General features: G+C 73.9%; 14 protein-coding genes. 11 read left to right on the top strand and 3 right to left on the bottom strand.

The genetic code is table 11. The annotated features are described in order from the left end of the window. The first annotated feature begins 94 nt into the window (after window positions 1-94). The 5 genes from trpC (at window position 95) to ACQP03_RS24860 (ending at window position 5,585) form a co-directional block, all read left to right on the top strand. Window positions 95-898, top strand: coding sequence for an indole-3-glycerol phosphate synthase TrpC (gene trpC, locus ACQP03_RS24880; RefSeq protein ID WP_039906616.1), 804 nt, complete (start codon window positions 95-97; stop codon window positions 896-898). Window positions 899-935: 37 nt separating this feature from the next. Next, window positions 936-2,174, top strand: coding sequence for a tryptophan synthase subunit beta (trpB, locus tag ACQP03_RS24875; protein WP_396832883.1), 1,239 nt, complete (start codon window positions 936-938; stop codon window positions 2,172-2,174). Between the two features lies 1 nt (window position 2,175). Further along, window positions 2,176-2,979: a tryptophan synthase subunit alpha gene (gene trpA / locus ACQP03_RS24870; protein ID WP_357127084.1), complete on the top strand. Its 804-nt coding sequence runs from the start codon at window positions 2,176-2,178 to the stop codon at window positions 2,977-2,979. Window positions 2,980-3,216: 237 nt separating this feature from the next. Beyond that, entirely contained in the window at window positions 3,217-4,383 is a 1,167-nt protein-coding gene (lgt, locus tag ACQP03_RS24865) for a prolipoprotein diacylglyceryl transferase (RefSeq protein WP_357170754.1), read from the top strand. Between the two features lie 14 nt (window positions 4,384-4,397). Beyond that, complete coding sequence (locus tag ACQP03_RS24860; RefSeq protein WP_357127090.1) at window positions 4,398-5,585, top strand: NAD(P)/FAD-dependent oxidoreductase; 1,188 nt, start codon at window positions 4,398-4,400, stop codon at window positions 5,583-5,585. Between the two features lie 43 nt (window positions 5,586-5,628). Here ACQP03_RS24860 and ACQP03_RS24855 read toward each other — a convergent pair whose 3' ends face one another. Beyond that, window positions 5,629-6,465 carry a GNAT family N-acetyltransferase gene (locus ACQP03_RS24855; protein WP_357127342.1) on the bottom strand — a complete coding sequence of 279 codons (837 nt, stop codon included), beginning with the start codon at window positions 6,463-6,465 and terminating at the stop codon, window positions 5,629-5,631. 154 nt (window positions 6,466-6,619) lie between these two features. Between ACQP03_RS24855 and gltB the strand changes: the two genes are divergently transcribed. From gltB to ACQP03_RS24835, 4 genes are all read left to right on the top strand, one after another. After that, entirely contained in the window at window positions 6,620-11,323 is a 4,704-nt protein-coding gene (gltB, locus tag ACQP03_RS24850) for a glutamate synthase large subunit (RefSeq protein WP_357127094.1), read from the top strand. Then, window positions 11,316-12,836: a glutamate synthase subunit beta gene (locus tag ACQP03_RS24845; RefSeq protein ID WP_357394851.1), complete on the top strand. Its 1,521-nt coding sequence runs from the start codon at window positions 11,316-11,318 to the stop codon at window positions 12,834-12,836. The genes gltB and ACQP03_RS24845 overlap by 8 nt, the downstream gene beginning before the upstream one ends. Window positions 12,837-13,008: 172 nt before the next feature. Further along, window positions 13,009-14,394, top strand: a complete 1,386-nt coding sequence (locus ACQP03_RS24840) for an MFS transporter (protein WP_357127100.1) — start codon at window positions 13,009-13,011, stop codon at window positions 14,392-14,394. Window positions 14,395-14,452: 58 nt separating this feature from the next. Further along, on the top strand, window positions 14,453-14,968 hold the full coding sequence (locus ACQP03_RS24835) for a hypothetical protein (protein WP_357127103.1): 516 nt from the start codon (window positions 14,453-14,455) through the stop codon (window positions 14,966-14,968). 466 nt (window positions 14,969-15,434) lie between these two features. Here ACQP03_RS24835 and ACQP03_RS24830 read toward each other — a convergent pair whose 3' ends face one another. Then, complete coding sequence (locus ACQP03_RS24830) at window positions 15,435-16,967, bottom strand: M1 family metallopeptidase (RefSeq protein ID WP_396832881.1); 1,533 nt, start codon at window positions 16,965-16,967, stop codon at window positions 15,435-15,437. Between the two features lie 188 nt (window positions 16,968-17,155). Between ACQP03_RS24830 and ACQP03_RS24825 the strand changes: the two genes are divergently transcribed. Both ACQP03_RS24825 and ACQP03_RS24820 read left to right on the top strand, forming a co-directional pair. Next, window positions 17,156-19,711, top strand: a complete 2,556-nt coding sequence (locus ACQP03_RS24825; protein WP_433458674.1) for an FtsK/SpoIIIE domain-containing protein — start codon at window positions 17,156-17,158, stop codon at window positions 19,709-19,711. Window positions 19,712-19,713: 2 nt separating this feature from the next. After that, complete coding sequence (locus ACQP03_RS24820; RefSeq protein WP_433458673.1) at window positions 19,714-20,679, top strand: hypothetical protein; 966 nt, start codon at window positions 19,714-19,716, stop codon at window positions 20,677-20,679. A 26-nt stretch (window positions 20,680-20,705) separates the two neighbouring features. Here the strand turns inward: ACQP03_RS24820 and ACQP03_RS24815 are convergent, their stop codons facing one another. Next, window positions 20,706-21,755: a phosphotransferase family protein gene (locus ACQP03_RS24815; protein WP_433458672.1), complete on the bottom strand. Its 1,050-nt coding sequence runs from the start codon at window positions 21,753-21,755 to the stop codon at window positions 20,706-20,708. Window positions 21,756-21,947 lie beyond the last annotated feature (192 nt).

Raw genomic sequence — 21,947 nt, 5'->3', positions numbered from 1 at the left:
TCGGCCCATGACACCCGGAGAGGGGAGTCCGTTGGTGACTGCTGAGCATGCGCACGCGGAGGGGGACGAGGCCGGTCAGGCGGCGTCCGTAAGCGTGCTCGACGAGATTCTGGCTGGCGTGCGCGAGGACGTCGCCCGTCGCCAGGAGCAGGTTCCGTTGGAACGGATCCGTGAACTGGCCGCGGCGGCGCCGCCGCCGCTGGACGCGTACGCCGCGCTGCGCAAGCCCGGTGTCGCGGTCATCGCCGAGGTCAAGCGCTCCTCGCCGTCCAAGGGCCGGCTGGCCGAGATCGCCGATCCGGCCGACCTCGCCGTCGACTACGCTGCGGGTGGCGCGCGGGCCATCAGCGTGCTGACCGAGGGGCGCTGGTTCGGCGGTTCGCTGGACGACCTCGCCGCCGTCCGGGCCGCGGTCACCGTGCCGGTGCTGCGCAAGGACTTCGTGGTCTCCAGCTACCAGGTGCACGAGGCGCGCGCACACGGCGCCGACCTGGTGCTGCTGATCGTGGCCGCCCTCGAGCAGAACGTGCTGATGGGCCTGCTGGAGCGGATCGAGTCGCTGGGCATGACCGCGCTCGTCGAGGTCCACGACGAGGAGGAGGCCGACCGGGCCCTGGAGGCCGGCGCGCAGGTGATCGGGGTCAACGCCCGCGACCTGCGTACCCTTCAGGTGGACCGCTCGGTGTTCGAGCGGATCGCGCCGGGCCTGCCGAGCAGCGTCGTCAAGATCGCCGAGTCCGGCGTTCGCGGGCCGCACGACCTGATCCGGTACGCCTCCGCCGGCGCCGACGCGGTCCTGGTCGGCGAAGGACTGGTCACCCAGAAGAGCCCACGCGAGGCGGTGGCCGAGTTGGTCAACGCCGGTAACCACCCGGCGACGCCCCGGCCGGTGCGCTGACCGCGCCGGTGTGACGCCCCACCGAGAGGATTGTCCGATGAGCGCCGACGCGCTGGCCCCGGTGGCCGGTTCGCAGCCCGACTCCGCCGGCCACTTCGGCCGCTTCGGCGGTCGGTTCGTGCCCGAGGCCCTGGTGGCCGCGCTGGACGAGCTCGACGGGGCGTGGCGGACGGCGATCGCGGACGAGTCCTTCCGAGCCGAGTTCGGCGCGCTGCTGCGCGACTACGCCGGCACGCCGTCGCTGCTCTACGAGGCCCGCCGGTTCTCCGCGAAGGTCGGCGCCCGGGTGCTGCTCAAGCGCGAGGACCTCAACCACACCGGCGCGCACAAGATCCGCAACGTGCTCGGCCAGGCGCTGCTCACCAAGCGGATGGGCAAGACCCGGGTGATCGCCGAGACCGGGGCGGGCCAGCACGGCGTCGCCACCGCGACCGCCGCCGCCCTGTTCGACCTCGAGTGCGTGGTCTACATGGGTGAGGTCGACACCGAGCGGCAGGCGCTCAACGTGGCCCGGATGCGGATGCTCGGCGCCACCGTCGTACCGGTCACCACCGGTTCGCGCACCCTCAAGGACGCGATGAACGAGGCGATGCGCGACTGGGTGGCGAACGTCGACGCGACCCACTACCTGATCGGCACCGCCGCCGGGCCGCACCCGTTCCCGGCGATGGTGCGGGACTTCGTCCGGGGCATCGGTGACGAGGCCCGGCAGCAGTGCCTCGACCTGACCGGCGCGCTGCCGGACGCGGTCACCGCCTGCGTCGGCGGCGGCTCCAACGCGCTGGGCATCTTCCACGCCTTCGTTCCCGACGAGGACGTGCGGCTGTACGGCTTCGAGGCCGGCGGCGACGGGGTGACCACCAGTCGGCACGCGGCCAGCATCACCGGCGGGTCGGCGGGCGTGCTGCACGGTGCCCGCACGTACGTGTTGCAGGACGCCGACGGGCAGACGTTGGAGTCGCACTCGATCTCCGCCGGCCTGGACTACCCGGGCGTCGGGCCCGAGCACGCCTGGCTGCACGACACCGGCCGGGCCAGCTACCTGCCCGTGACCGACGAGGAGGCGATGGCCGCCTTCGAACTGCTCTGCCGCACCGAGGGCATCATTCCGGCGATCGAGAGCTCGCACGCGCTCGCCGGCACCGTGACGCTGGCCCCGAAGCTCGCCGCCGAGCTGGGCCGGGAGCCCACCATCGTGGTGAACCTCTCCGGCCGGGGCGACAAGGACGTGCACACCGCCGGGGACTACTTCGGCATCCTCGACAAGGAGCGCTGAGGTGAGTCGCATCGGGGTGGCCTTCGACAAGGCCCGGGCCGACGGGCGGGCCGTGCTGGTGGGCTGTATGCCGGCCGGGTTTCCGACCGTCGAGGGCAGCATCGCGGCCATGACGGCGATGGTCGAGGCCGGCGTCGACGTCATCGAGGTGGAGATCCCGTACTCCGATCCGGTGATGGACGGGCCGGTCATCCAGAAGGCCAGCGACATCGCGCTGGCCGGCGGGGTCCGTACGGCCGACACGATGCGCATCATCGAGGCCGTCGCGGCGACCGGCGCGCCGGTCGTCACGATGACCTACTGGAACCCCGTCGAGCGGTACGGCGTGGACGTGTTCGCCCGTGACCTGGCCGCCGCCGGTGGCACCGGCCTGATCACGCCGGACCTGATTCCCGACGAGGCGGCGGAGTGGCTGGCCGCCTCGGACGCCCACGGGCTGGACCGCACCTTCCTGGTGTCGCCGTCGTCCACCGACGCGCGGCTCGCGATGACCGTCGAGCACTGCCGGGGCTTCGTCTACGCCACGGCGGTGATGGGGGTGACCGGCGCGCGGGCGCGTACCTCCGACGCCGCTCCCACCCTGGTCTCGCGGGTGCGCGGGGCCACCGACCTGCCCGTCGGGGTCGGCCTGGGCGTGGGCACGGGCGCGCAGGCCAGCACCGTCGCCGGGTACGCCGACGGGGTGATCGTCGGCAGCGCGCTGGTGCGGTGCGTCCTGGACGCCTCCTCCGAGGCCGAAGGGCTGGCCGCGCTGCGTACCCTGAGCGCCGAACTCGCCGAGGGCGTCCGCAACCCGGCCCGCTGAGCGCCGCCGCGGGCCGACCCGGCCCGCGTCGCTCGCCGCTCCTGCGGTACAGGTGCGACAACTCTGATGCCTGTGCGTCATCTTGATGACGCACAGGCATCACGCTCGACCGGGTGCCGCCCGTCCGTCGCCCGGCCTCTCCGGCGGCTCCGGCGCCGCGAACCAGACGTCATTCCGAGCGCGGTACGGCGGCCCGGGGTGCCGCTGCGGGGGTGCGCAGCGGTAGCGTGTGCACCCGTGACCATCGCCTCGCTATCTCCCCAGGCGGCCCTGCCCAGTCCCAGCACCGCCGTCTGGCAGCTCGGGCCGTTCCCGCTGCGGGCGTACGCGCTGTGCATCATCGCCGGCATCGTGCTGGCCTGCTGGGTGACCGAGCGTCGGCTGCGCCAGCGTGGCGTCGCGCCCGGGGCGGTGCTCGACATCGCCGTCTGGGCGGTGCCCGCCGGCATCATCGGCGCCCGGGTCTACCACGTGATCACCTCGCCGGAGAAGTACTTCGGCGCCGGCGGCGAGCCGCTGAAGGCGTTCTACATCTGGGAGGGCGGCCTCGGCATCTGGGGCGCGGTCGCGGGCGGCGCGGTCGGCGCCTGGATCGCGGCCCGCCAGCTCGGCATCCCGCTCGGCGTGGTGGCCGACGCGTTGGCCCCCGGGCTGCCGCTGGCCCAGGCGGTCGGCCGGCTGGGCAACTGGTTCAACAACGAGCTGTTCGGCGGCCGGACGACCCTTCCGTGGGGTCTGGAGATCCACCGGATGGACCCGGACAGCCCCGGGCACGCCCTGCGCGACGACGCCGGCCAGCCGATTCTCGAACCGGGCCTCTACCACCCGACGTTCCTCTACGAGTTGCTGTGGAACGTCGGGGTGGCCGGGCTGGTCCTCGTCCTGGACCGGCGGTTGAAGCTCGGGCGGGGCCGGGCGTTCGCGCTGTACGTCATGGGTTACACCGCCGGCCGGTTCTGGATCGAGCTGATGCGCACCGACGAGGCGAACCAGATCTTCGGCGTACGGCTCAACGTGTGGACCGCGGCCCTGGTCTTCCTCGGCGCGCTGGCCTACTTCGTGCGGGTTCGTGGCCCCCGGGAGTTCCTGATCCCGATCGGCGCGGCGGCCACCGCCACGCCGCCCACGACGTCCGACCTGTCGCAGGTCGACGTCTCCGCACGCGAGACCGGCGCACGCGCCGCCGCCCCCGAGGGTTACCGGGTGGTCAGCGAGGAGCAGTACGCCACCTGGCGGGACACCGGTGTGGCGCCACCGGAGCCGGCCGACGACGTGCTCCCGGAGGGCGCCGAGTCGTCCGCCGACGAGGACCGCGCCGCCGAGTCGACGGACGGTACGCCCGAGGGGCGCGACGGGGCCCGGGCCGACGCCACCGGCGTGCGCCCCGCCGACCGGGACAGCTGAGCGGGGGCGGCCCGATGCGAAGCGCGGTGGTGGTCGGCGCCGGGGTCGGGGGCCTCGCGGTCGCCGGCGCGCTGGCCCGGTCCGGGTGGCAGGTAACCCTGCTGGACCGTGCCGAGCGGGTTCGACCCGAGCCGACCGCCGTGGTGCTCTGGCCCAACGGTGTGCGCGCCCTGCAGGCCCTCGGCCTGGGCGCCGGTCTGGCCGCCATCGCCACACCGCTGCCCGATGGCGGGGTACGCCGTCCGGACGGGCACTGGCTCGTGCAGCCCCGGCCGACGCCGGCCGACCGGATGCCGGTGGTGGTGCACCGCGAGGACCTGCACGACGCCCTGATCGCCGGCCTCGGCGACCGGGTCGAGCTGCGAACCGGGGTGACCGTACGCCACGTCCGCGTCGATCCGGGCGAACGACCGGGTGTGAACGACGGACGGCACACCATCGAAGCCGACCTGGTGGTCGCGGCGGACGGCACGGACAGCGTCATCCGCCGCCAACTGGCCCCCGAGTCGCGGGTGGTCAGCTCCGGCTGCGCCGCCTGGCGTGCCGTCATCCCCTGGTACCGGGCGCCCCGGCTGCCCGCCGACCAGCCGATCGGCGGCGAGGTGCTCGGCGCGGGCTACCGCTTCGTGGCCGCCTCGCTGGGCGAGCGGGGCTCCTCGGGTGGCTCCACGCGCGGTGGCATCTACTGGGTGGCCACGGCGGCCGGCGCTCCCCGCCCGGAGCCGCCGGAGACCCAGCTCGCTCTCCTGCGCCGCTGGTACGCCGGCTGGCCCGCGCCGATCGGCGCGCTGCTCGACGCCACCGACCCGAGCGACCTCGTCCAGCAGGAGGTGCGCGAGCTCCGCCCGCTGCCGCGCGCGTACGGCTTCGGGGTCGGGCCGGGCGGGGTGGTGCTGCTCGGCGACGCGGCGCACGCCATGCCGCCGCACCTCGGGCAGGGCGCCTGCCTCGCGTTCGAGGACGCCGCCACCCTCGCCTCCCTGCTGCGCGAGGCCCGGCTACCCGACGCCGTGCAGACGTACGACCGCGTGCGCCGTCCCCGGGCGGCGACCGTGGTCCGGCAGACCCGGCGGATGTCCGCGGTGCTGCAGACCCGGGGCCGGTTGGCGCTGCGTGCCCGGGACGCCGCGCTCGGCACGATCAACTCGCGGCTGCTCTCCAGCGCCGCCGCCTCCGCGGCCCAGTGGCGTCCGCCGGCCTGACCGACTCGCGCCGGTGCGGCCGGCGTGACAGCGGCCGGGCGGCTCAGGGAATCAGGGCGGCGGGTTCGGCGATGCAGGCGGTGCCGATGCGGCGGAAGCCGACCCGCAGGTAGACCCGGGCGATCTCCTCGCTGCCGGCGGAGAGGAAGACGAGCCCGGTCCCGGCGGCGAGCAGTTCCCGGGCGAGGGTGGCGGTCAGCGCGGCGCCCATTCCGCGTCGGCGGGCGGCCGGCAGGGTGGCCACTCCGGCGATCTCGGCGACATCATCCACGCGCATCGCCATGCCGCTGGCCAGCGCACCCTCGGTCGGCGTGCCGGCCAGCGCGGAGATCCGTCGACCGTCGGCGATGCGGGTCCGCTCCTCGTCGAGCGCGGCCACCTCCAGCTCGGTGACGGCCGCGTCCCGCTCGGCCGGTCCGGCCTCGCCGGGCGCGGTGCCGGGGACGCCGAACGCCACGGCCGCCACGGCCCGCCGGGCGGCCACGTCCGCGGCGAAGTCGGGTGAGTCCGCCGCCAGCACCCGCACGGGTACGTCGGAGAGCGTCGCCGGGTCGGGCAGGGCGGCCGGGTCGAGGACCATCAGCGGGGCCTCCAGCACGGACAGCCCGGCCGAGCGGGCCACCGCGAGCAGCTCCGGCGTCGTCTCGTGCACCCACTCGAACGCCTCCGGCAGGCCCAGCTCGCGCTGGCGTTCCCGTACCGAGGTCACGTCGGCCAGCGACGGCGGCTCGGTGGCGTCGATCCGGGGGCGGGCGTAGAACGGCCAGCCGGCACCCTCGCGGACGAACAGCGCCAACCCGCCGTGCTCCTCGACACCGGCGACGTCGCGGGGCACCGCGTCGTAGAAACGTTCCAACTGGTCGAAGATGTCTTTGTGCACCGAATCCACCGCGCGAGACTACACGTCCCAGACTCTGGACGGTGTGATCAATCTTGAGTGGCCTTGTCCCCCCAGCCCTAACGTAGACTCAATAGACCCACGGGCCGACGTCGTCCCCACCCATGATCCAACCTGAGTGACGACAGGAGGCCCGGTGGCTCAGCCGTACGCGGATTCGACACAGCCGCACCCGCACAGCCCGCAGGCGTCCCCGACGCCCGGCCCCCGCCCCGAGGCCCAGGGCCTCTACGACCCGGCGCAGGAGCACGACGCCTGTGGGGTCGCCTTCGTGGCGGACCTGTACGGCCGACGGTCCCATTCCGTCGTCGCCAACGGGCTCGGCGCGCTCTGCCGCCTGGACCACCGGGGTGCCCGGGGCGCGGAGCCCAACACCGGCGACGGCGCCGGCATCATGATCCAGGTACCGGACGCGTTCCTGCGCGCCGTCGCCGGCATTCCGCTGCCGCCGGCCGGCGAGTACGCCACCGGCCTGGTCTTCCTGCCCGACGACGACGCCGCCGAGGCGCGCGCCCGTCGGGTGGTCGAGAAGTACGCGCTGGTCGAGGGCGCGGACCTGCTCGGCTGGCGGGACGTGCCGATCGCGCCGGACGGGCTCGGCGACACCGCCCTGGCGGCCATGCCCCGGGTCCGCCAGGTCTTCGTGGCCGCGCACCGCCTCACCGACTCGCCCGCCGGACCGGCCGGCTCCCCGCTGCGCGGCATCGAGCTGGACCGGGTGGCGTTCTGCCTTCGTAAGCAGGCCGAGCGGGAGACCGCCGAGCGGGGCGTGCCGGCGTACTTCCCGTCGCTGTCCAGCCGCACGATGGTTTACAAGGGCATGCTCACGCCCGACCAGCTGCCGGCGTTCTACCCGGACCTGCGCGACGAGCGGGTCGACAGCGCGATCGCGCTGGTGCACTCCCGCTTCTCCACGAACACGTTCCCCTCGTGGCCGCTGGCGCACCCGTACCGGTTCATCGCCCACAACGGCGAGATCAACACGATCCGCGGCAACCGGAACTGGATGCAGGCCCGCGAGGCGCTGCTGCGCTCGCCGAACGTGCCGGGCAACATCCGGCGCGTCTTCCCGGTCTGCACCCCCGCCGCCTCGGACTCGGCGAACTTCGACGAGGTGCTGGAGCTGCTGCACCTGGCCGGTCGGAGCCTGCCGCACGCGGTGCTCATGATGATCCCGGAGGCGTGGGAGAACGACCCCGGCATGCAGCCGGACAAGCGGGCGTTCTACCGCTTCCACGCGAGCCTCATGGAGCCGTGGGACGGGCCGGCGTCGGTCGCCTTCACCGACGGCGAGATCGTCGGCGCGGTGCTGGACCGCAACGGGCTGCGCCCGGGGCGCTGGTGGCAGACCGACGACGGTCTCGTGGTGCTGGGCTCCGAGGCGGGCGTGCTCGACCTCGACCCCGCCCACGTGGTGGCCAAGGGCCGGCTCCAGCCGGGCCGGATGTTCCTGGTCGACACCGTGGCCGGCCGGATCGTGCACGACGACGAGATCAAGTCCGAGTTGGCCGCCGCCGAGCCGTACGCCGAGTGGCTGCACGCCGGGCTGATCGAGCTGGACGACCTGCCGGCCCGCGAGCACACCGTCTACACCCACGACTCGGTGCGTCGCCGTCAGCAGACCTTCGGCTACACCCAGGAGGAGCTGAAGGTCCTGCTCGCGCCCATGGCGCGGACCGGCGCGGAGCCGCTGGGCTCGATGGGCACGGACACCCCGATCGCGCCGCTGTCGACGCGGCCGCGACTGCTCTACGACTACTTCCACCAGCTCTTCGCACAGGTCACCAACCCGCCGCTGGACGCCATCCGCGAGGAGCTGGTGACCAGCCTGGCGTCGACGATCGGGCCGGAGGGCAACCTGCTCGACCCGACCGCGGCGAGCTGCCGGCAGATCGTGCTGCCGCACCCGATCATCGACAACGACGAGCTGGCGAAGATCCTCTCCATCGACGAGGACGGTGACCTGCCCGGCTTCAAGGCCGTTCGGGTGTCCGGCCTGTACCGCCTGCGCGACGGCGCGGCCGGGATCAAGGCGCGACTGATCGAGATCTGCCGGCACGTCTCCGAGGCCATCGAGGACGGCGTGCGCATCCTGGTGCTCTCCGACCGGGACTCCAACGCCGATCTCGCGCCGATCCCGTCGCTGTTGCTCACCGCCGCCGTGCACCAGCACCTGGTCCGCGAGCAGACGCGTACGCAGGCGGCGCTGATCGTGGAGTCCGGCGACTGCCGCGAGGTGCACCACGCGGCGGTCCTGATCGGGTACGGCGCGGCGGCGGTCAACCCGTACCTGGCGTTCGAGTCCGTGGAGGACATGATCACCACTGGTGCGCTCGCCGGGGTCGAGCCGGCCGCAGCGGTGCGCAACTACGCCAAGGCGCTCGGCAAGGGCGTCCTCAAGATCATGTCCAAGATGGGCATCTCGACGGTCTCGTCGTACTGCGGCGCGCAGGTCTTCGAGGCGGTCGGCCTGGACAGCCGGCTCATCGACAGGTACTTCCGGGGCACCCCGAGCCGGATCGGCGGCGTCGGGCTGGCCGGTGTGCACGCCGAGGTGGCCGCCCGGCACGCGCTGGCCTGGCCGCCGGCGGGCACCGCCGACTCGGACCGGCTGGAGGTCGGTGGCGAGTACCAGTGGCGTCGCGAGGGTGAGCTGCACCTGTTCAACCCGGAGACGGTCTTCCTGCTGCAACACGCCACCCGCAGCCGGCAGTACGACGTCTTCCGCCAGTACACGTCCAAGGTGGACGGGCTCGCCGCGCAGGCCGGCTCGCTGCGGGGCCTGTTCACCCTGCGCACCGGGGTCCGTCCGGCGGTGCCGATCGAGGAGGTCGAGCCGGCCACCGAGATCGTCAAGCGGTTCGCCACCGGTGCCATGTCGTACGGCTCGATCTCGGCCGAGGCGCACGAGACGCTCGCCATCGCGATGAACCGCCTCGGCGGCAAGTCCAACACCGGTGAGGGCGGCGAGGACGTCGATCGGCTGCACGACCCGCTGCGCCGCTCCTCGGTCAAGCAGATCGCCAGCGGCCGGTTCGGCGTGACCAGCGAATACCTCGTCAACGCCGACGACCTCCAGATCAAGATGGCCCAGGGCGCGAAGCCCGGCGAGGGCGGCCAGCTCCCCGGCAACAAGGTCTGGCCGTGGATCGCCCGTACCCGGCACGCCACCCCCGGCGTCGGCCTCATCTCGCCGCCGCCGCACCACGACATCTACTCGATCGAGGACCTGGCGCAGCTCGTGCACGACCTGAAGTGCGTCAACCCGGCGGCCCGGGTGCACGTCAAGCTGGTCAGCGAGGTGGGCGTCGGCACCGTCGCCGCGGGCGTGGCCAAGCTCAAGGCCGACGTCATCCTGATCTCCGGTCACGACGGTGGCACGGGCGCGTCCCCGATGAACTCGCTCAAGCACGCCGGCACCCCGTGGGAGCTTGGCCTGGCCGAGGCGCAGCAGACGCTGCTGCTCAACAAGCTGCGTGACCGGGTCACCGTGCAGGTCGACGGCCAACTCAAGACCGGCCGGGACGTCCTGGTCGCGGCGCTGCTCGGGGCCGAGGAGTTCGGCTTCGCGACCGCGCCGCTGATCGTCTCGGGCTGCGTGATGATGCGGGTCTGCCACCTGGACACCTGTCCGGTCGGCATCGCCACCCAGAACCCGGTGCTGCGCGAGCGGTACACGGGCACCCCGGAGTTTGTCGAGAACTTCTTCCTGTTCCTCGCCGAGGAGGTCCGGGGATATTTGGCCGAGCTGGGCCTGCGGTCCATCGAGGAGGCGATCGGGCAGAGCGAGCTGCTCGACGTGGCCCCGGCGCTGTCGCACTGGAAGGCCCACGGTCTCGACCTGGCTCCCGTCCTGCACCTGCCGGAGCTGCCCGCCGGCACCGTCCGACGCGGGGTCCGCGCCCAGGACCACGGCCTGGAGCATGCCCTGGACAACGAGCTGATCGCGCTGGCCGCCCCGGCGTTCGCCGAGGGCGCGCCGGTGCGGGTCGAGGTGGCGGTGCGCAACGAGCACCGCAGCGTCGGCGCGATGCTCGGCGGCGAGGTGACCCGCCGCTTCGGCGGCGACGGCCTGCCCGAGGACACCATCGAGTTCGTGCTGCACGGCACCGCCGGCCAGTCGTTCGGCGCCTTCCTGCCGAGGGGCGTCACCCTGCGGCTGCACGGCGACGCCAACGACTACGTGGGCAAGGGCCTCTCCGGCGGACGCATCGTCGTCCGTCCGGACGCCGCCGCGCCGTTCCTCGACCCCGACGCCGAGCCGGGGCAGCGCGCGGAGGACCAGATCATCGCCGGCAACACCATCCTGTACGGCGCGACGGCGGGCGAGGTCTTCCTGCGCGGCCGGGTGGGGGAGCGGTTCGCGGTGCGCAACTCCGGCGCGGTCGCCGTCGTCGAGGGCGTCGGCGACCACGGCTGTGAGTACATGACCGGCGGCACCGTGGTGGTGCTCGGCGCGACCGGCCGCAACTTCGCCGCCGGCATGTCGGGCGGAACCGCGTTCGTGCACCGGTTGGACCGGTCCCGGGTCAACGCGGAGCTGGTCGACCTGGCGCCGCTGAGCGAGCAGGAGCAGACGCTGCTGCACGAGCTGATCCAGCGGCACGTCGCCGAGACCGGTTCGGCGGTCGCCGAGGAGTTGCTCAAGCGCTGGCCGGAGGCGGTGGCCGAGTTCACCGCCGTGGTGCCCCGCGACTACCGCCGGGTGCTGGAGATCATGAAGGCCGCCGAAGCCGCCGGCCACGACGTCGACGACGCGGTGATGAGCGCACTCAGCGCGCCGGCCGCGTCCGTGCCGCCCGCGCCGCGGGCGGCCACCCCGGAGGTGGCCCGTGCCTGACCCGAACGGTTTCCTGCGTTACGACCGGCGTCTGCCGGCCCGCCGTCCGGTGCCGGTGCGGATCAGCGACTGGCGGGAGGTCTACCCGCCGGCCGGTGAGGAGCTGGTCCGCGAGCAGGCCACCCGGTGCATGGACTGCGGCATCCCGTTCTGCCACGACGGCTGCCCGCTGGGCAACCGCATCCCAGACTGGAACGACCTGGTGCGGACCGGCAACTGGGACGCCGCCGTCGAGTCGCTGCACGCCACCAACAACTTTCCGGAGTTCACCGGGCGGCTCTGCCCGGCGCCCTGCGAGGCGGCGTGCGTACTCGGCATCGCCGGCGGCCAACCGGTGACGATCAAGCAGGTCGAGGTGGAGATCGCCGACGCGGCGGCCGCCCGCGGGTTCACCCCGCGCCCGATCCCGACGCCGTCGGGCCGGTCGGTGGCCGTGGTCGGCTCCGGGCCCGCCGGGCTCGCCGCCGCCCAGCAGCTCGCCCGCGCCGGTCACGCCGTGACGGTGTACGAGCGCGACGACGCGATCGGTGGCCTGCTCCGGTACGGCATCCCCGACTTCAAGTTGGAGAAGCGGCATATCGACGCCCGGTTGGCCCAGCTCACCGCCGAGGGGGTGCGTTTCCGCACCGGCGTGCACGTCGGCGTCGACGTCACCGCCGAGCAGTTGCGCGCCGAGCACGACGCGGTGCTGCTGGCCTGTGGGGCGTTGCAGGGCCGGGACACGCCGGAGACGCCGGGGCGGGCGCTTCGGGGCGTACACCAGGCGATGGCGCACCTGGTCGCGGCGAACCGGGCGGTCGCGACCGCGACCACCGAGGAGGCCGCCGAGCGTCGGTTGGCGCAGGCGGTGCTGCCGGACGGCACCCCGATCGACGCGGCCGGCAAGCACGTGGTGATCATCGGTGGCGGTGACACGGCGGCGGACTGCCTCGGCGTCGCGCACCGGCAGGGCGCCGCCGGTGTGCACCAGCTCGACCTGTACCCGCAGCCGCCGACCGAGCGCGACGAGGCCCGGGATCCGTGGCCGACCTGGCCGTGGCTGCTGCGCAACTACCCGGCGCACGAGGAGGGCGGAGAGCGGGTCTTCGCCGTGGCGGTGCAGGAGTTCGTGGACGACGGAACCGGTCAGGTGCGTGCGGTACGGATCGCCGAGGTGACGGTCGAGAAGGTGGACGGCCGGCGGGTGCTGACCGTGGTGCCGGGGTCCGAGCGGGAGTTGCCCGCCGACCTGGTGCTGCTGGCGATCGGGTTCGAGGGCACCGAGCAGCAGCCGCTGTTGGAGCAGTTCGGGGTGGCCCGCAACGCCCGGGGCGCCGTCGACGCCCGGGACGACTGGCAGACCGACGCGGACGGCGTGTTCGTGGCCGGGGACATGCACCGGGGCGCTTCGCTGATCGTGTGGGCCATCGCGGAGGGGCGCGCGGTTGCCGCCGCGATCCACGGCTACCTCGGTGGTGTCGGCGCGCTGCCCGCCCCGGTCGGGCCGGCCGCGCAGCCACTGGCCGCCCGTTGAGCTGAGGGGGGTCCGGTCGGCGCGACGGCGAGTCGCCGTGCCGACCGGACATTCCCCGAGGTGAGAACCTTCACAAATCTGGGCAAAAAGGTTTAGGCCGGCAAGACTTGTCGACTGCCGAACCGCGCCGCGATCGGCTCGCTGTTCTGTCGTCGATCGCTGGAGGTTCGTCGTGGCCACGGGTGCCACCTTCGCCGCGCTGCGCCACCGTAACTACCGGATCTGGGCGCTCGCCGGTTTCGTCTCCGTCATCGGAACCTGGATGCAGGTGCTCGGAGTCAACTGGTACGTGCTGAAGGAGACCGGCTCGGCGACCTCGATGGGCATCGCCGTGCTGCTCCAGGCGGCCCCCACGCTGCTGTTGAGCGTCTGGGGCGGTGTGCTGGCCGATCGTCTCCCCGCCCGTCCACTGTTGATCACCGCCCAGGTGGCCCACGCCGCGTTCGCCGCGGGCCTCGCGGCGGTCGCCCTGACCGGGGTCGGCGGCCTCCCGCTGATCTTCGCGATCTCCCTGGCCAGCGGCGCTGTCTCGGCGATCGAGGGGCCGGTCATGGGCCGCTGGTCCTCGACCCTGGTGGACCGCGAGACGCTGGGCAACGCGTTGGCGCTCGGGTCGCTCACCAACTCCGCCGGACGCATCCTCGGCATGAGCCTCGGGGCCGTCGGCGTCGCCGTCGTCGGCCCGGCGCTGCTCTTCGGCATCAACGCGGCGAGCTTCGCCGCCGTGGTGGTGGCGCTGTTCGCCGTACGGCCGGGGGTCGTGGCCGGCGCGGAGGCTCCCGGTGGCCCGACCCGCCACGGTGTCCGCGCCGGGTTCTCCTACCTGCGCGGACAACCGGTCCTGCTGCTCGCGCTCGCCCTGTCGTTCGTGCTGGGCAGCCTCGGTCGCAACTACCAGGTGACGATGGCGGCGATGAGCGACGGACCGCTGGCCGCCGGCGCTTCCGGCTACGGCCTGCTGTCCACGGTGTTCGCGGTCGGGACGGTGGTGGGCGCGCTCGCCGCCGCGCGCAGGCGGTCGCTGAGCTACGGGACCCTGGTCGGCGCCGGCCTGCTGGCCAGCGGTCTGCAGATCGTCGCGGGTCTCGTCCCGGGCGTCTGGAGCTTCGCCGCGGTGATCCTCCCGATCGCCGCCGCCGCGGTCGTCATCGACACCACCGTCGGCACCCGTGCCCAACTCGACACCGATGGCGCGATGCGCGGCCGGGTGCTCGCCGCGCTCGCGGTCACCGGCTCGATCTCGGCCGCGGTCGGCGCCCCGCTGCTGGGCTGGCTGGCCGAGCATGCCGGGCCACGGCAGACGCTCGTCCTGGCCGGCTCGGTCGCCGCGATCGCCACCACGGCGGCGGCGGTCGCCCTGGACCGGCAACACGGCCGCGCCGCGCCCCTCACGCTGGTCGTCCCACGGCCGCGCCATCCGGTACGTCGAGCGGCGTGGCGGGCGGCCCGCGTCGTACGGCCCGCCGGCGCGGTGTGCGTCGTCGCCACCGGTGGCACCGCCACGCGTCCGCTCCGACTGGGCGAGCTGGCCCTCGCGGGCGAGACCGCGCGGCACTGAGACAGCGGTCACCGATTCCGGGACCGGGCGACACGAAGATCATCGTTACGCTGCGATCATGGACAACGCGGAGCGGTTGCGGCGTACCCGCCGGTGGCTGTGGATCGTGCTGATCGGCCTCTTCCTGAGCGGGGCCACCGCGTTTCCACTGGAGATCGAGGTGCGCTGGCTGCTGCGTGCGCTGGACCCGCTCGCCGGCCAGTTCCCGGCGCTCGTCGACTGGATCGAACGGGTCCACAGCGGTCTGGTGACGGCGGACCGGGACTACCCGTTCCTGCTCTACGGCACCGACTGGCTGGCCTTCGCCCACCTGGTGCTGGCGGTCGCGTTCTGGGGGCCGCTGCGTGACCCGGTGCGCAACGTGTGGGTGGTCCAGGTCGGCATGATCGCCTGCGTGGGCATCGTCCCGTTGGCGCTGATCTGCGGCCCGATCCGGGACATCCCGTGGTTCTGGACGCTCGTCGACCTGTCCTTCGCGGTCGGGGCGTTCCCGCCGCTCTGGTTCGCCTACCGGCACATCCGCGCCGTCGAGGCGAATCGTGTCGAAGCGACAGGCCTGCCAGCGACCGTGTGATCGGTCGCGCACGGACGCCGCCGGGCGGGTGAGCACTACCTGTGCGGTGCCTGTCGAGCTGCCCCGAATGTGGGGCAATGGCCGGGACGGCTGCTCTCCGCACGGCGGTCGCGCTGTGCCCGCGCTCGTGCCCGCGCCTGTGCCCGTGCGGTGCCTGTCGAGCTGCCCCGAATGTGGGGCAATGGCCGGGACGGCTGCTCTCCGCACGGCGGTCGCGCTGTGCCCGCGCTCGTGCCCGCGCTCGTGCCCGCGCTCGTGCCCGCGCTCGTGCCCGCGGCTTTGCCTTTGCCTGTGCCCGTGCGGGTGGGGTCGAGCTGTGCGCTGCGGTCGTTCCATGCGCGCTCGTGGTATCGGTGCCGCCGTCTGCCCCACAAACGGGGCAGCTCGACAGGCACCCAGCACACCCCGCACGACCGCAAGAGGCCGGGAGCGCCCGCCACACGACGGGCGCTCCCGGCCCCAGACCCTAGTGCGACAGCAGCTGGTGGGACTCGCGGATCTTGGCCCAGGACTTCGGCTCGGCCGGCGGGGTGGCCTTGCGCGCGGCGCTGGCCACGTCGGGACGGCCGGCGGTGAACAGCCAGGTGGTGAAGAGGTCGTCCAGGTCCAGGCCGGAGATCCGTTCGGCCAGGGCCTGGAACTCTTCGATGGTGCCGTTGCCGTACCGGTGTTCGGCCGTCCACGCCGGCAGGATCGCGAAGAACGCGTCGTCGCCGACGGCCAGCCGGAGCTGGTGCAGCGTCATCGCGCCCCGGTCGTACACCGCGTCGTCGAAGACCCGGTCGGCGCCCGGGTCACCGGGCAGCACCTGCCAAAACTCGTCGTCGGCGGGGTAGCTCGCGTAGGTGAAGTCGAAGACCTCCTGCGCGGTGCCCTCGCCCTGCTCCTCCGACCAGAGCCACTCGGCGTACGAGGCGAAGCCCTCGTTCAGCCAGATGTTGCGCCACTCGGCCACCGAGACCGAGTCGCCGAACCACTGGTGGGCGTTCTCGTGGGCCACCACGTACGTGTTGGCGCCGCGCCGCCAGAAGCCCGCGGCGTACACCGGGCGGGTCTGCGTCTCCAGGGCGAAGCCGATGCCGTCCACCGGGCCGGCCACGCCACCCAGCGCCTCGAACGGGTACGGGCCGAAGATCCCGCTCTCCCAGTCGACGATCTCACCGGTGCGCTCGATGCTGGCCCGCGCGGCCGGCCCGAGCGCGCCCAGCGACGTGCTGTACGCGTTGATCACCGGCTGGCCGCCCGGGGTGGTGTCGGTGACGATGTCGTACTGGCCGATGGCCATGAACGCCAGGTAGGTCGCGGTGGGGGAGGTGGTCCGCCAGATCCAGCGGGTGCGGTTGCCGGCCTCGGCCACCGGCGGCCTCGGCTGCACGCCGTTGCTGATCACCTCGACGCCGGTGGGCACCGACACGGAGATGTCGAAGGTGGCCTTGTCCAGCGGGTGGTCGTTGCTCGGGAACCACCACCACGCCGACTCGGGCTCGTTGACCGCGAGCGCCCCGTCGTCGGTACGCGTCCAGCCGGTGTAGCCGCCGACCAGGGTCTCGGACGGGATGCCGCCGTAGCGCACCACGATGGTGAGCTGCTGCCCCCGGCTGATGGTGCGGGCCGGGGTGACGACCAGTTCGTGCGTGCCCGCGGTGCTGGTGCCGGCCTCCCATCCGTTGACCCGCACCGACTCGACGTCGAGCAGGAAGTCCAGGTTGAACGTCGAGAGGTCCTGCGTTGCGGTGGCGAGGATCGTGGTGGTGCCGGTGAGTCGGTCGGTGGCCGGCTCGTAGCGCAGCCGGACGTCGTAGTGCGAGACGTCGTAGCCACCGTTGCCGTAGTCGGGGTAATAGGTGTCGCCCAGGCCCGCCGCTCCGGGTTGCGGCGCGGCGGTGACGACCGGTCGGCCCCAGGCCGTCGGGGCGGCGGCGGCGGGCGCGCCGGTGAGCATGGTGCCGGCGGTGGTGAGGGTCAGGGCGGCGGTGGCCGCCGTGAGGACTCGACGCACGAGGTGCACTCCCTCCATCGGGTTTTCGCACCGCCAACCTAATCGACAACTGTGAACGTCGCTGGCCTGGCGCGCGGGGGGAGGCGTCGTCGCCACGATCCGAAAGCGGGGGTCGGTTACTGTCCCGGCGTCACCGCTGTCCGTTAGGGTTTGCGCGAACCGGACGGCCGTGGCGTGGGAGGCGATGCGTGGGCAGGCTCGCGTCGGCGTACGGGCAGGCGGTCACCGCCCACCGGGCGGCCCGTACCCATCTGGACGCGGCCCGGGCCGTGCTCGGCGCGGCGCCGCCTCCGACGCCCCGCGCCGGTGGGGCCGACCTCGTCGCCCGGCTCGCGCGCCTCGGCGGCGCGCTGGCCACACCGACTCCCGGCGTCGCCACCCTGACCGACGACCCGGTCGCGGTGCGCGTCGGCGAGGCGTCCACCGAGGACGGCGGCTTCGCGGTGCTCGTGCCACTCGGCGGCGGCCACCACCTGGCACTGGACACCGACGCCCGGGACGGGCGGGTCGCCGCGCTGCTGCGGGCGTTGGTGCTGCGACTCGTGGCCACCGCGCCGCCCGGCCGGGTCCGGGTCGCCGGCATCGACACCGCCGCGCTGGGCGCGACCTTCGGCCCGCTGCGCCCGCTGCTCGACGCCGGGGTGCTCGACCCGCCGGCCACCAGCGAGGCCGAGGTGACCGCCCTGCTGGACGCCGCCGAACGGCACGCCCGCGCCGCCCAACACGCCGAGCCCGCCACCCGGCAGGTGCTGCTGGTGGTCGCCACCGCCGCCCCCGCGCCACGGGAGCTGGCCCGACTCGCCGCGCTCACCCACGCCGGCCCGGCCGCCGCCGTCTGCGTGCTCCTCGCCGGCCATCCGTCCCGGTTGCCCGGCGAGACGTCGCCGCCGCTGGGCAGCACCACCGCCATCCGGCTCAGCGACGGGTACGCGCACGTCGGCGACCCGCCCGGCGCCCCGTTCAGCGCCGACGGCAGCGGCCTCGCCGCCCCCGTGCTGCTCGACGGCGACCCGCCGCCGGCGTCGGTCCGCGCGCTCGCCGAGCACGTCGGCGCCGCCGCCCGACGCGCTGACGCGCTGCCCTTCGCCGCGCTGCTGCCCGAGCGGCGCTGGGCCGAGTCGGCGGCCAACGGCCTGCGCACCGTGGTCGGCCGGGCCGGCGGCACGCCGCTGACGGTCGCCTTCGACACTCTGCTGACGGTCGCCTTCGACGACGTCACCCCGCACTGGCTGGTCGGCGGGCGTACCGGCGCGGGCAAGACGGTCTTCCTCCTCGACGTCCTGTACGGCCTCGCCGCGCGGTACTCGCCCGCCGAGTTGCAGCTCTACCTGCTCGACTTCAAGGAGGGCGTGAGCTTCAGCGAGTTCGTGCCCACCGGCCGCGACCCGTCCTGGCTGCCGCACGCCCGCGCGGTCGGCATCGAGTCCGACCGCGAGTACGGCCTGGCGGTGCTGCGGGAGTTGCGCCGCGAGGCACAGCGGCGGGCCACCGCGTTGAAGCGGCACGGCGTCACCAAGCTCGCCGACCTGCCAAGAGACAGCCCGTTGCCGCGCATCGTGGCCGTCATCGACGAGTTCCACGTGCTCCTGGCCGGCAACGACGCCCTGGCCCGCGAATCGGTCGACCTGCTGGAGGAGTTGGCCCGCAAAGGCCGCTCGTACGGCATCCACCTGGTGCTGGCCAGCCAGAGCATGACCGGGATCGAGGCGCTCTACGGTCGGGCCGAGGCGATCTTCGGGCAGTTCGCCCTGCGGGTGGCGTTGCCCGGCGGTGGCGGCGTCCTCGACCAGCTCAACGATGCCGCCGCCGCCCTGCCCATCGGCGCCGCCGTCATCAACACCGCCGCCGGCGCGGTCGGCGCGGACACCGTGCTGCGCTTCCCCGACGCGCACGCCGCCGCCGGGGACCTCGCCGCGCTGCGCCACGAGCTGTGGCAGGCCCGCCCGCCGGGCTCGCGGGCACCGGCGGTCTTCAAGGGGTACGAGGCGGCCCGTGTCGAGGACGATCCCACCTTCGCCGGGCTGCGCCCCGGTGGCCGACGCCCCATGGCGCTGGTCGGCCGGACCGTCGACGTGCACGGCACCACCGCGCTGTTCCTCATGGACACCACCCCCGGCCGGCACCTCGCCGTCGTCGGCACCGCACCGGCCGGCGCGGACGTGCTGCGCGCCGCCGCCCTGAGCCTGGCCCGTCAACACACCCCCGGTGACGTCCGGTTCCAGGTGGCCTCCCTGGTCACCGCCGCCGACCCGGTCGCCGCCGAGACCGAGGCCACGCTCCGGGCCGCCGGTCATCCGGTGCACCGCCTCGACGCGGCCGGGCTGCGCGACCGGATCGCCGCGCTGGCCGCCGAACCGGCCGGCCGGGAATACCTGGTGGTGTTCGGGATGGACGCCGCCGCGCCGGTACTCGGGGCGGCCGACCCGGTGACGTTCCGCTCCGGCCTGGACGACCTGCGGGCCGTGCTGCGCCAGGGGCCCGCCCAGGGCGTGCACCTGCTGGCCTGGTGGCGTGGCCTGCGCCGGCTCTCCGACGACCTCGGCGGCACCCAGAACCGCGACGACGTCGCCTGCCTCGTCGCGCTCAACGTGCCCGGTGCGGAACTGGCCCTGCACCTCGGGGTGCATGACCTGGCCTACACGCCCCGCGCTGACCGGGCGCTGTTGGTCGACCGGCACGACCAGCGGACCAGGTTGATCGTGCCGTTCGCCCGCGACGGGCACGAGCCGGACGGGGAGCGCTGACGGTGTCCTTCGAGGAGTACGCGGCGCTGGCCCGACAGCTCGCCGAGCACCGCCGCGCCGGTGAGCGGGACGCCGCCGCTGAGTCCGCGCGCCGCCGCGACCTGCACGCCGCCGCCGACTACCTGCACCAGCGGCTGACCGCCCAGGGGCAGCGTCTCGACCAGCTCGGTCGCGCGATCGGCGTCGACCAGCCACCGGCTGCTCCGCCGCCGGACGCCGGTGCCGCCGGTGCCCCGCCCGGCCCACCGTTCCCGCCCGGCCCACCGAGTGACCCCGCCACCTGGCCGGCCCCACCTGCCGGGTCCGGTCCGTCTGCGGCGCCCGGCCCGCCTGTCGGGTCCGGTCCGTCTGCGGCACCCGGCCCGCCTGTCGGGTTCGGTCCGTCCGCGGCGCCCGAGGCTGGGGACGGGGATTTCGCCGGCGCAGCCGGCGCGCCGGGGCGGGCGGGTGTCGGGGCGTACCCCGAACTGCCGGCGGGCCAGGCGCGGCTGGCGCTGCCGACGGCCGTGAGCCCGGCGGGCGGCGGGGTGCCCACGCAGCGCGCGGCGGCGGTCGACCCGGTGGTGGAGCTGGAGCTGGCCCGGCGGATGGCCGACGAGGCCGACCGGCACGGGCAGCAGGCCGAGCTGCTGGCCCAGCGACCGGCGCTGCTGCCGACGTGGTCGCCGCTGGCGCGGGCGGTCGCCGTCTACGCGGCCTGCGGGGCGGCGGCCGGGGTGTTCATGCTGACGCTGGTGCTCGCGTCCGGGATCGGGCCGGTCGACGGCTTCACCCTCGGCGCGTGGATCTGCGCGGGCCTGCCGGCGCTGGCGTTCTTCGCGGGCTATCTGGTGCTGGGGCGGTGGGGGAGGCCCGCCATGGTCGCCGGCACGCCGCCGCGGTACCTGCCGCTCGGGTTCGCTATCTGCTTCCTGCTGGTGCCGCTGGGCTACTGCGGCTACCTGCTACTGTTCCGCGCCTTGCGCTGACGACCGTCGTCCGAGCCGCGCTGCCGTCAGCCGAGGGCCGACGGGCTCGCCCGCCGCAGCTCGGTCAGCTCGTGGTCCAGCAGGTCGGCCAGTCGCTCGAACCGGTCCGGCCGGTTCTGGCGGGTGATACCCCGGCTGGGCATCTCGACCGTCATCAACAGGTACAGGTGCAGGCGGTACAGGCTGAGCCGACGCAGGGTGGCCTCGTCGAAGACCACCGGATCGGTCGCGGCGGCCCGGTAGCCCCGCAGGAACGGGTTGTCCGGTTCGTCCTCCACCCGCCGGTAGATCAGGGGCGACACCAGGTCCATCAGCGGGTCGCCGAAGAGGAACCGTTCGCCGTCGACGATCCCGCGCAGGCGCAGCTTGCCGTCGGCCTCGGGCTCGGGTTCGGGTTCGGCGAGCACGTTGCCGTCCCAGCCGTCGAAGTGCAGCAGCGCCGGCCGGCGTACCTCGTCCAGAATCGACGCGTACCGCTCGGGCAGCTTCCGGATCTTCTCCGGCGAGGTGGGCAGCCCGACGTCCCAGTCCGCCGCGTCGGCCAGCAGCCCGTCGAGCATGGCGGTGAACGCCTCGCGCCACGTCGCGCCGCTGGCCCGGCCACCGTCGTACCCGTAGCGGTCGCCGCTGACCCGGTGCAGCGCGGCGATCGCGGCTCCGAACTCGTACCGGGCGGGGGCGTCGTCGAGGTGCTGTTCCGACTCTGCCCACTCCCGCAGCGAACGGCCGGGAATCAGGCCACTGACCAGCCACTCGCCGAGTTCCGGATCGTCGCCGTGGTGCAGCAACGGCGGCACGGGCACCTGCGGCACGCGCCTGGACACGAGGCGGAAGTACCGCGCCTCGGCCGCGCACAGACCCTGCTCGTAGCGCAGCAGCGGCACCTCGGCCCGGGGCGCCACCTTCAGCACCACCTCGCGCCCGTCGTCGAGCGCCACCCACCACACCGACGCGAAGCCGCCACCCGTGATCGGCCCGCAGTCCGCCATCGGGTGGCCCGCGCCGAAGGACGCCTGCGCGTAGCGACGCACCTGATCGCGGTCCAGTGGCCGCTGCGTGCGGCTCAGCGCTTCCACCCGGCGTACCTTCCTCCCCGTCGTGACGCCCGCCAGAGTGCCAGATCCGGCGGAAAATGGCCGAGGCGCCGCCACCGGGTGATGCGAGTCTTGATCACTTGATGCGTACCAGTTCGTCGGACGCCGGCGGTGACTGGTCAGCATCAGGTGATCTTCGCGAACGACTGGGCGATCGAGCGGTCGCACTCTGTG

The organism is Micromonospora sp. CA-248212, assembly GCF_050948405.1.
Lineage (GTDB): Bacteria > Actinomycetota > Actinomycetes > Mycobacteriales > Micromonosporaceae > Micromonospora.
The sequence above is the reverse complement of the archived record's forward strand: the minus strand, read 5'-3'. Positions and strand labels throughout refer to the sequence as shown.